We start from the raw sequence: 9,518 nt of genomic DNA on the forward strand, positions 1-9,518 counted from the left end.
GGCTCGATACACTCGGCGGCGGCCGGGGTTTCTTCAGTCAAATCGATGTCGTGAACGGAATTCATGGCATGCCTCCGTGGTTGGGGAACGTCTTAAGGCGCGTCACGCTGAAGTGAATTCAGGCGACGCGCTTCAAGTCTTTGTTCGATGCATGTCGTTGTTCCAGAATCGCTGAACACTTCTGGACGACATGCATTGGTTCTCCCATGCGGAGGTCATCGTCATATGACTGTAAGCCGGCTCCGGCGCATTAAATTTGGGCCATGAAATTGTCGAAGCGCGCCCGCGCCTTATGGGGCGCAGGCAGCTTCGGATCGGCGACTTTTTGGCCGTCAGCCGACGATTTTTGAAAAATCGGCGACCTGGTCGGTGGCGGCGCGGATGCGGGCAAGCAGCGCCAGCCGGTTGGCGCGCACTGCCTGGTCCTCATCATTCACGAGAACGCCTTCAAAGAATGAATCAACGGGTTCACGCAAAACGCTAAGCGCCAGCATGGCGGCGGAAAAACCTTCGTTTTGAATCGCTTGGCCGGCTTCCTTTTCAGCCTGATTCACCGCGGCAAACAGCTTCTTTTCCGCGTCCTCGCGGAACAGCGCCGGCTCAACAGTCTCGGCGATCAGCGTTTTCTTCTTCTCCTCGGCCGCCAGGATGTTGGCGGCGCGTTTGGTGCCGGCGAGCAGGTTCGTGCCGTCCTCGCTGTCGAGGAAGGAGCCCAATGCCTCGACACGACGGACGATCTGCAGCAGGTCGTCGGACTGCGGCGTGATGACGGCGTCGATCAGGTCGTACCGCGCGCCCTGGTCACGGAGATAGACCTTCAGGCGGTCGTGAAAGAAGGCGAGGAGGTCGGATATCTGGCCGGCGCCGCCCGTGAAGTTGGCAAAGGCCTTGGCGAAGATCGAAGTCAGCTCCAGGCGAATGCGGTTCTCGATCAGTATCCTGACCACACCAAGTGCCGCGCGCCGCAGCGCGAACGGGTCCTTGCTGCCGGTCGGCTTTTCATCGATAGCCCAGAAGCCGGTGAGCGTGTCGAGCTTGTCCGCGAGCGCCACAGCCACCGAGACCGGATCGGTCGGCACGCGGTCGGAAGGGCCTTGCGGCTTGTAGTGCTCCTCGGCGGCCGCGGCCACTGACGGATGCTCGCCCTGCAGCAACGCATATTTGCGGCCCATGGCGCCCTGCAGTTCAGGGAACTCGCCGACCACCTCCGTCGGCAAGTCGGCCTTGGCAAGCACCGCGGCGCGGGTGACAAGCGTGGTAATCTCCCCCCTTGAGGGGGAGATGTCGCCGGAGGCGACAGAGGGGGTCGTCTCGCGTGGAGTACCAATGTCTTCTCTCTTCGAAAGGCCAGAATGCGTCGCATCAGCCGAAGCGACCCCATCTGGCCTGCCGGCCATCTCACCCTCAAGGGGGGAGATCGACTGCGCCACCGTCGGCGCCAATTCCTCGGCCAGTCGCTTGATCCGCGCGACCCGCTCGCCCTGGGTGCCGAGCTTGGCATGGAAGGTCACGTTGAGATGATCGAGCCGCGCCATGCGCTGGTCGAGCGGCTTCGTCAAATCCAGGTCGAACTTTGCCGCGGACTCTTTTAACTGGTCGAGGTCCGGCAGGTCGCCCTGATCGGTCTTCCAGAAATAGAGCGCGTCGGAGAGGCGCGCCCTGACCACCTTGCCGTTGCCGTATGCGATCTCCTTGCCGCCATCGTTCGCCTCGATGTTTGCGACCAGGACGAAGCGATTGGAGAGGTCTTCGGCCGCGCCATGCGGCCGGGTCACAAAACACTTCTGGTTGGCGCGGATGGTGAGGCGGATGACCTCGGCGGGAATGGTGAGGAAATCATCCTCGAATTCGCCCATCAATACGACCGGCCATTCGACCAGGCCGGAGACTTCCTCGAGCAGACCCTCATCCTCGACAAGGTCGAGCCCATTGGCGAAGGCGATGTTGCGAGCGTCGTGAAGGATGATCTCCTTGCGCCGGTCGGCATCGAGCACGACCTTGGCCGCCTCGAGCTTTGCGACGTAGTCCTCGAAGCGGCGCACGGTGATCAAGCCCGGCGCGTGGAAGCGGTGGCCGTAGGTGGCGTTGCCGGAGCGGATGCCGTCGATCTCGAAATCGACCACTACCGGCTCTTCGGTCTCCGGGCCGAAGGTGCAGACGATCGATTGCAGCGGCCGCACCCAGCGCAGCGAGCCGGGCTTGGCCGATGCCGGCCCCCAGCGCATCGATTTCGGCCAGGGAAAGTTTTTGATGATGCTCGGCACCAGCTCGGCGATGATCTCTTCCGCCGCCCGGCCCGGCTTCGAAATGTGGGCGACATAAAAGTCGCCTTTCTTCGGATCGGAATGGACATGCGCCTCGGCGATCGATGAAAGGCCGGCCTTGCGCAGAAAACCCTGCACGGCCTGCTCGGGCGCCGTGGTCGAGGGACCCTTGATCTCCTCGCGAATGTCTTTCGAGCGCGCGGTCAGCCCCCGGATGTCGAGCGCCAGGCGCCGCGGTGTCCAGTATTCGCGCGCCGCCTCGTAGGTCAGACCCGCCTCGACCAGACCGTCGGTCAGCATCTTTTTCAGATCGCCGGCAGCCTTGCGCTGCATGCGCGCGGGAATCTCTTCCGAGCGGAGTTCCAGAAGCAAGTCGGGCATTGATTAGCTCCTCACCCCCCCTTGATGGGGAGGGTCGGCGCGTCAGCGCCGGTGTCACGAATGCGCGGGAAATAGCAACTCGGCTGGCCGCTGTCACCCCGCAAGCTTTGCCCTGGCCAGCGCCGGTTTCCGGAAATTTTCATCGCCGCTGTCGGGACGGCGCGAGCCCACCCGTCCTTGGAGCAGAAATTCCCATGAACCGAACGCGGCGCTGAAGCGACCTACGCTCAGGCGGAGAACTATTGGCTGAACGACCATGAAGACGGCATCGAGAACCCTGCAGATCCTGGCACTGAGCGCCTGCTTCGCCGCCCAGATGCATGGCACGTTCTCGATGCCGGGCGTCAGACAAGCACTTCGCACGATCGACAGCGTAAGCAGCCAAAGCGTGTTCCCGATCGCTGCCGCTTCCGAAATCGCAAAAACCGTATTGGGTTAAGCCGCCAGACCGCCCGCCTGCGTCTTCAGGAACGCCTCCCCGCAAGCCTTCGCCAGGTTGCGCACGCGCAGGATGTAGCTCTGGCGCTCGGTGACGGAAATCACGCCGCGCGCGTCGAGCAGGTTGAAGACATGGCTTGCCTTGATGCACTGGTCGTAGGCCGGGAAGACCATCCGGTGCATCGCCAGATTGTCGTTCGACGCGGGCGCGCCTGCGGCAAGCAGCGCCTTGCATTCGGTCTCGGCGTCCTCGAAATGCCGAAGCAGCATCGCCGTGTTGGCGAATTCGAAATTGTGGCGCGAATATTCCTGCTCGGCCTGCAGGAAGACGTCGCCATAGGTGACCTTTTCCGCACCTTCGCGGCCGTTGAAGTTCAAGTCGTAGACATTGTCGACGCCCTGCACATACATGGCGAGCCGCTCCAGCCCATAGGTGAGCTCGCCCGCCACCGGCGCGCATTCGATGCCGCAGACCTGCTGGAAATAGGTGAACTGAGAGACTTCCATGCCGTCGCACCAGCACTCCCAGCCGAGGCCCCAGGCGCCGAGCGTCGGGCTTTCCCAATCGTCCTCGACGAAGCGGATGTCGTGCAGCAGCAGATCGACGCCGATCGCCTCGAGCGAGCCGAGATAGAGTTCCTGCAGGTTCGGCGGATTCGGCTTCAAGATCACCTGATACTGATAGTAGTGCTGCAGCCGGTTCGGGTTCTCGCCGTAGCGGCCGTCCTTCGGGCGGCGCGACGGCTGCACGTAAGCGGCGTTCCAGCGCTTCGGACCGAGCGCGCGCAAGGTGGTCGCCGGATGGAAGGTGCCGGCGCCGACTTCCATGTCGTAGGGCTGCAGGATGACGCAGCCATAGTCGGCCCAGTAATTGTGCAGGGTCAGGATCAGCCCCTGGAAGGAGCGGCTGGGATGCATATGGGCAGGAATGTCGATGGTCACGGCGGCCTCGGAAAGCGCGGGATTGGGCATTCCCTAGTTGCCGGGCCGGCGAGCGTCAAGGCAGGGCGCCGCATCATGGAGAGTTGAACGCTTTGCCGGCGGCTGGCCCATTGCCGGCCGCTCAGGCTGGCCGTTTGCTCGCCTGAGCCGCAACGACAAAGGTTCCGCCATGCCAGGTCAACTCACCGTCCGCCCCATCGCCCGGCAGGATTACGAGCAGTGGCTGCCGCTCTGGGACGGCTATAACGCCTTCTACGGCCGCTCGGGCGCAACCGCGCTTGCTGGCGAGATCACGCAGATGACCTGGTCGCGCTTTTTCGATGCCTATGAGCCGGTGCATGCGCTGGTGGCGGAACGCGACGGCACCCTTCTCGGCCTCGTCCACTATCTCTATCACCGCTCGACCACGGCGATCGCGCCGAACTGCTATCTGCAGGACCTCTTCACCTCGCAGGCCGCGCGCGGCCGGGGCATCGGCAGGGCGCTGATCGAAGGCGTCTACGAAGGGGCCAAGGCAGCGGGCGCGGGCCGCGTCTACTGGCTGACGCACGAAACCAACCACACCGCGATGAAACTCTATGACAAGATCGGCGAGAAATCCGGCTTCGTCGTCTATCGGAAGCTGTTCTAGCGTCTATCGATATTCAGGTGATGCCGGCCTGCAAACGCCGGTTCCTCCGCTTCCGGCCTTCGCCGGCCGAAGCACTCGTGGTGGCGTGGCAGTTAAATGGAGGCTACGGCCGGCGTAGGCCGGTGCTCACGTACTTTAGTACGCTCCGCTCCGGTTCTCGGAAACCACCGTTTTCGACTCGGCCTGACCTGAATCTCGACAGACGCTGCGCCGAAACAGAAGCGAGGCCCGAAGAGCCCCGCCAAAACCGTTCGTGTCTTGCCCCTCAGCCTTTCGGAGCCGGCAGCACCGGGGCCGGCTTGACCTTCGGGGTTTCCTGCGCCGTGTTGGATTCGATCGGCGGCAGGCCCTTGAGCAGCTTTTGCTGCAGGGTCGCGAGCACGTCCGGATCCGGCTTCAGGTCGCGCGCCTGGGTCCACTGGAAGGTCGCTTCCAGCTTGCGGCCGACGCGCCAATAGGCATCGCCCAGATGATCGTTGAGGACCGGATCTTCCGGCTTCAGCGACACGGCGCGCTCCATTTCGCGGACGGCGTCGTCGAAGCGGCCGAGGCGGTAATAAGCCCAGCCCAGCGAATCGACGATGTAGCCGTCGCTTGGCCGCAGATCCACGGCCTTCTGGATCATCGCCAGGCCTTCCTTGAGGTTCGTGTTCATGTCGACCCAGGAATAGCCGAGATAATTCAGAACTTGAGGCTGGTCGGGCTGCAGCTCCAGCGCCTTGCGGAAATTGGGCTCGGCCTTCGGCCATTCCTTCAGCCGCTCATAGGCGATGCCGCGCTGGTAGAAGATGTTCCAGTTGGCGGCCGTCGGCGTCTTCAGCTCATCGACCGCCTTGTCATAGAGATTGGCGGCCGAGCGGAAATCCTCTTTGGAAGAGTAGACACCGCCGAGCGCGAGATAGCCGCGCATGTCGGCCGGATGCGCGTCGACATAGCCCTTGAGGTGCGCGATGGCTTCGTCGTGGCGGTCAATGTCGGCGAGGTTCAGGCCGAGCTGCAGTTCCGAGAGCTCCTTCAGCGGCGAGGAAGCCGGAATGCGGCGATAGAGCGCGATTGCGCCCTCGCCGTCCTTCAACTGCTCGGCAACGGCGGCCAGCTGGACGAGAGCGGCGTCGCTGTCCGGCTTCAGCGCCAGCGCGTATTGCAGATAGAGCCGTACGAAAGGCTCGCCGCCGCCACGGTTCAGCGCGGTGGCGAGATCGAGCAGGATTTCGGAGGCGCCGTCCGCCGGGCCGGCGGCCAAGGGCTCGATCTTGTCGCCCTTGCTGATCCTGTCGCGCAGCGTGGTGATTTCAAGCTTGCCCGGCGCGAAGGCTTCTGCCTGGTTCAGCACTGTGATCGCCTTTGCCTTGTCGCCCTTGCGGGCGAGGAACGAGGCATAGGCCTGCGCGTTGCGCATCCAGGTCTCGGGCGCGGAGCTACCGGCGGCGGTATCGGCCAGCGTGGCGGCGTAGATTTCTTCGGCCTTGTCGGAAAGACCGGCGGCGTCGGCGATCAGCGCGCGGTGGAACGACTTGAACAGGCCAAACCAGTCCGGTCCCTTGAGCTTGTCGATGGAGTCCATCGCTTCGGAGGCATCGCCCGCGCCTTCCTTGGCCCAGCCGTCCATGACGCCGGAGAGCAGCCGATCGAGATCGGATTCGAGCGACAGCTTCAGCCAGTACTGGGCCTTGGTGTAGTCCTTCTTGTGGAAGGAATCGACGGCAAGCGCCAGGCGCGAGAAGCGCTCGACATCGGGCACTTGCTTGAGCTTGTCGGCATAGACCAGCGATTCCTCGAAGCGGCCCTGCGCGACCAGGGCCAGCATCAGGCTCTGCTGCAGCTCCGTGTCATTGGGCGCGAAGGCCAGCGCCTGCTTGTAGTAGGCGATGGCATTGTCGAGATCGTTGTCGCTTTCGGCGATGTGAGCAGCGAGATAGGCGCCCGAGAAGGACGTGATCTGGATCGGTTGGGCGTTTTCCTTGGCATGGGCAGGCAGCACCGAAAGCGCCACACCCGTCATAAATGCCAGCCTTGTCAGCCAGCGCGCACGTCCTTGCAGCATCTTATCCCCTTTCAGCCAGACGGGATCCCGCCCTTGGCGGACCGCCCACAGACTCGATCTTTTCCAGACAAAGCATGGCCTTTTTGGGGTCGGGCTTCAATCCGGCGCGAATCACAATGCGATCATCCGGCTTAAAAAACGATGCCGCGCAGCCAAGAAGTCCGGAGCAGGAGCGGAAATATCGGCTCCTAGAGACGCGTATCGTGAAATCCGCCGGCGGCAACCGCGCCGCACAGATCGGACCATTCGCAGCCGGAGCACGCCTGGCGCGTCTGACCGGAGGAAAACGCCGTCCGCATCCGTGCCAGGCTGGAGGCGTCCAACACCAGCGGCTCGCCGGCCTCGATCGTCCGGCCGAGAAGAGCCCCGACATCGTGCGCCGCGAGCCGGTCCCGCTCGACCGCGCTCTCGCGCAGGCAATGCGGCTCGGGCTCGTCCAGCATCGGGGCACAGATGTCGTCCGGCCCGGGGACGATCAAGACCGCCTCGCCCTCGCCTAGCCGCTTCACCACCTTGTCGTAGTTGGCGGTGAAGGCGGGCGAGTAGCCCTTGCCGACATAGGTCAGCAGGCAGAGCAGATGATGGGCGCGCAGCCTGACGGTCATAGCGTCTTACGCGCGTGGGTCGCGCGGTTCGGTTCGATAGGTGGAGAAGAGGTTCAGCGTCGCGGCACCCAGCGCCGACTTCAGCAAGCCGCCGACGACGAACGGCAGGAAGCCGAAGGTGATGGCCTTCTCGGCGCCGATCATGACGGCAAGCCAGGCCGTGCCGAGAACCAGGCACAGAAGATTGCCGATGATCATGGCGACAAAGGCAAGCATCACCCGATTGCCGTTCCAGCCGCGCTCGGCCAGCCAGCCGACCACCGCACCGACGACCGGGAACGAGAAGAGATAACCGCCGGTCGGACCGACGAAATGCTGCACGCCGGCGGCGCCGCCCGCCAGAACCGGAAAGCCGGCAGCACCTTCGACCAGCCAGGCCGCGATGGTGAGCGCGCCGAACCGCCAGCCATAGAGCGCGCCGATCAGCGTCACGGCGAAGGTCTGCATGGTCACCGGAACCGGCACCATCGGCACCTCGATATAGGACGACAGCGCCAGGAACAGCGAGCCGAGGACGACAGCGCCAACCTTCCAGGCGACGGAGCGGCTGTCCAGCCGGAGCGGACTGAAAGGGGGCTTGCGGGTCGAAACGGCGATGTTTGTCACGGTGATGTCCCTGGTTGGATTGAGTTTCTGCAAAAATATAGATAATTTCTGTACTCGATCTATTATCGAATCCATATTTTTGCAGAGATGGCAAGCGCCCCGTCGCGGAATCGCAAATCGACGAGCAGTGAGGCTGGGCCATTCAAAGGCTTTTGGGATGCCCAAAGCCGACATCTGGCGGAAATAGAGCGCCGAGGCGCGGAAGCGTTGCCGTTTCCGCGGTCTGTTCTGATTGCTCTACCCCACGATGGCGAAGGCCTCGCGGGTCCTGCCGGATGCGGTCTTGACCGGCTTCTGGCCGATCCATTGCACGTGCCGGCCAAGCGTGGCGGCAGCTGCTTCCGTGTTGCCCTGCCTGAGCGCGCTCAAGATCGCCCGATGATCCTGGTCGGTGCGGGTTTCCCATTCGGAGCGCCAGGCCGCGAACAGGAAGCGGGCGCTCGCGGCATGCAGATCGTCGATGGTGGAAAGAAGCCGCGGCATGTTGCAGGGCGCCAAGATCAGCCGGTGGAAGGTGCGGTTGGCCTCTTCCCAGGAGCGGACGTCGCGGGATTTGTCGCCCGCCTTGGTCGCCTCCTCGGCCTGGTCGAGGATCGCCGGCGTCAGATGCGGCGCGGCATGGCGCAGCGCCAGCACCTCGAGCGCCGCGCGCATCTCGGCCACTTCCCTCACCTCGCCGAGATCGAAAGCGGCAACGCGCACGCCGCGGCGCGGCTCGCTGATCGCCAGGCCTTGCGCCTCGAGGCGGCGAAACGCCTCGCGCACCGGGACATGGCTGGTGCCGAATTCCTCCGCGACATGGTCCTGGCGCAGCCGCGATCCCGGCTCGATCGCGCCAGAGATGATGCGGTCAGCCAGTTCCTTGCTGATACGGACGGCGATCGTGTCGTCTGTGTTGGCCATATTTTATAGATAATTTGCAGAGCCGCCGTTTGTCGAGACGGCCAAGGCGGGATTCACAGGCGCGCCCCGCTCCAGCGGTCATCGGCAAAGCACCGAAAATCCGACAGGTTCTCAGTTGACGCGGCTGATGCAGAAATCGATGACGTCGATCAGCGCCGACTTCTGCGGCGTCGCCTCCAGCGGCGCCAGCGCGTCGCGGGCGATCTCGCCGAAGTGACGCGCGCGGCCGATCGTGTCGGCGATGGCGCCGTGGCGGGTCATCAGGCCGATCGCCTTTTCGAGCCCGGCATCGGCGGTGACGTTGTCCTCGATGGCGCGTTTCCAGAAGGTGCGCTCGGCCTTGGTGCCGCGCCGGTAGGCGAGGATCACCGGCAGCGTCACCTTGCCCTCGCGGAAATCGTCGCCGACATTCTTGCCGAGATCCTTGCTGGAGCCGCCATAGTCGAGCGCATCGTCGATGAGCTGAAAGGCAAGGCCGAGATTCATGCCGTAGGAGCGCAGCGCCGCGCGGTCGTTGCGGGAGGCTAGCGCGATCACCGGGCCGACTTCGGCTGCAGCCGAGAACAGGGCCGCGGTCTTGGCCTTGATGACGGCGAAATGCTCGTCCTCGGTGGTCTCCAGATTCTTGGCGGCGGCAAGCTGCATCACCTCGCCCTCGGCGACGATGGAGGTAGCGCTCGACAGGATGTCGAGAGCTTCCAGCG

Annotated in this window: 9 protein-coding genes; 2 read left to right on the forward strand and 7 right to left on the reverse strand. The window is 63.8% G+C overall.

Annotated elements, in window-relative coordinates:
- Window positions 1-332: 332 nt before the first annotated feature.
- Window positions 333-2,645, reverse strand: a complete 2,313-nt coding sequence (glyS, locus tag EOA29_RS15035; RefSeq protein ID WP_127221094.1) for a glycine--tRNA ligase subunit beta — start codon at window positions 2,643-2,645, stop codon at window positions 333-335.
- A gap of 256 nt (window positions 2,646-2,901) precedes the next feature.
- On the opposite strand from glyS, the gene EOA29_RS15040 reads away from it, so the two are divergent.
- On the forward strand, window positions 2,902-3,084 hold the full coding sequence (locus EOA29_RS15040; protein WP_126095286.1) for a hypothetical protein: 183 nt from the start codon (window positions 2,902-2,904) through the stop codon (window positions 3,082-3,084).
- Here EOA29_RS15040 and EOA29_RS15045 read toward each other — a convergent pair.
- Window positions 3,081-4,055 carry a glycine--tRNA ligase subunit alpha gene (locus tag EOA29_RS15045; protein WP_189478901.1) on the reverse strand — a complete coding sequence of 325 codons (975 nt, stop codon included), beginning with the start codon at window positions 4,053-4,055 and terminating at the stop codon, window positions 3,081-3,083. The genes EOA29_RS15040 and EOA29_RS15045 overlap by 4 nt on opposite strands.
- A 139-nt stretch (window positions 4,056-4,194) precedes the next feature.
- Between EOA29_RS15045 and EOA29_RS15050 the strand changes: the two genes are divergently transcribed.
- Window positions 4,195-4,656 carry a GNAT family N-acetyltransferase gene (locus tag EOA29_RS15050; protein WP_127221095.1) on the forward strand — a complete coding sequence of 154 codons (462 nt, stop codon included), beginning with the start codon at window positions 4,195-4,197 and terminating at the stop codon, window positions 4,654-4,656.
- Window positions 4,657-4,921: 265 nt separating this feature from the next.
- Here the strand turns inward: EOA29_RS15050 and EOA29_RS15055 are convergent, their stop codons facing one another.
- The 5 genes from EOA29_RS15055 to EOA29_RS15075 form a co-directional block, all read right to left on the reverse strand.
- Window positions 4,922-6,700, reverse strand: coding sequence for a tetratricopeptide repeat protein (locus tag EOA29_RS15055; protein WP_127221096.1), 1,779 nt, complete (start codon window positions 6,698-6,700; stop codon window positions 4,922-4,924).
- 188 nt (window positions 6,701-6,888) lie between these two features.
- Window positions 6,889-7,305, reverse strand: coding sequence for a DUF1284 domain-containing protein (locus EOA29_RS15060; protein ID WP_126095289.1), 417 nt, complete (start codon window positions 7,303-7,305; stop codon window positions 6,889-6,891).
- Window positions 7,306-7,311: 6 nt separating this feature from the next.
- Window positions 7,312-7,911, reverse strand: a complete 600-nt coding sequence (locus EOA29_RS15065; protein WP_127221097.1) for a biotin transporter BioY — start codon at window positions 7,909-7,911, stop codon at window positions 7,312-7,314.
- Between the two features lie 237 nt (window positions 7,912-8,148).
- Window positions 8,149-8,814: a GntR family transcriptional regulator gene (locus EOA29_RS15070; protein ID WP_127221098.1), complete on the reverse strand. Its 666-nt coding sequence runs from the start codon at window positions 8,812-8,814 to the stop codon at window positions 8,149-8,151.
- Between the two features lie 111 nt (window positions 8,815-8,925).
- Window positions 8,926-9,518: polyprenyl synthetase family protein (locus EOA29_RS15075; RefSeq protein WP_145969678.1), on the reverse strand; the 593-nt coding region annotated here is incomplete at its 5' end.

Origin of the sequence: Mesorhizobium sp. M1E.F.Ca.ET.063.01.1.1, from assembly GCF_003998155.1 — a bacterium.
Taxonomy (GTDB): Bacteria; Pseudomonadota; Alphaproteobacteria; order Rhizobiales; family Rhizobiaceae; genus Mesorhizobium.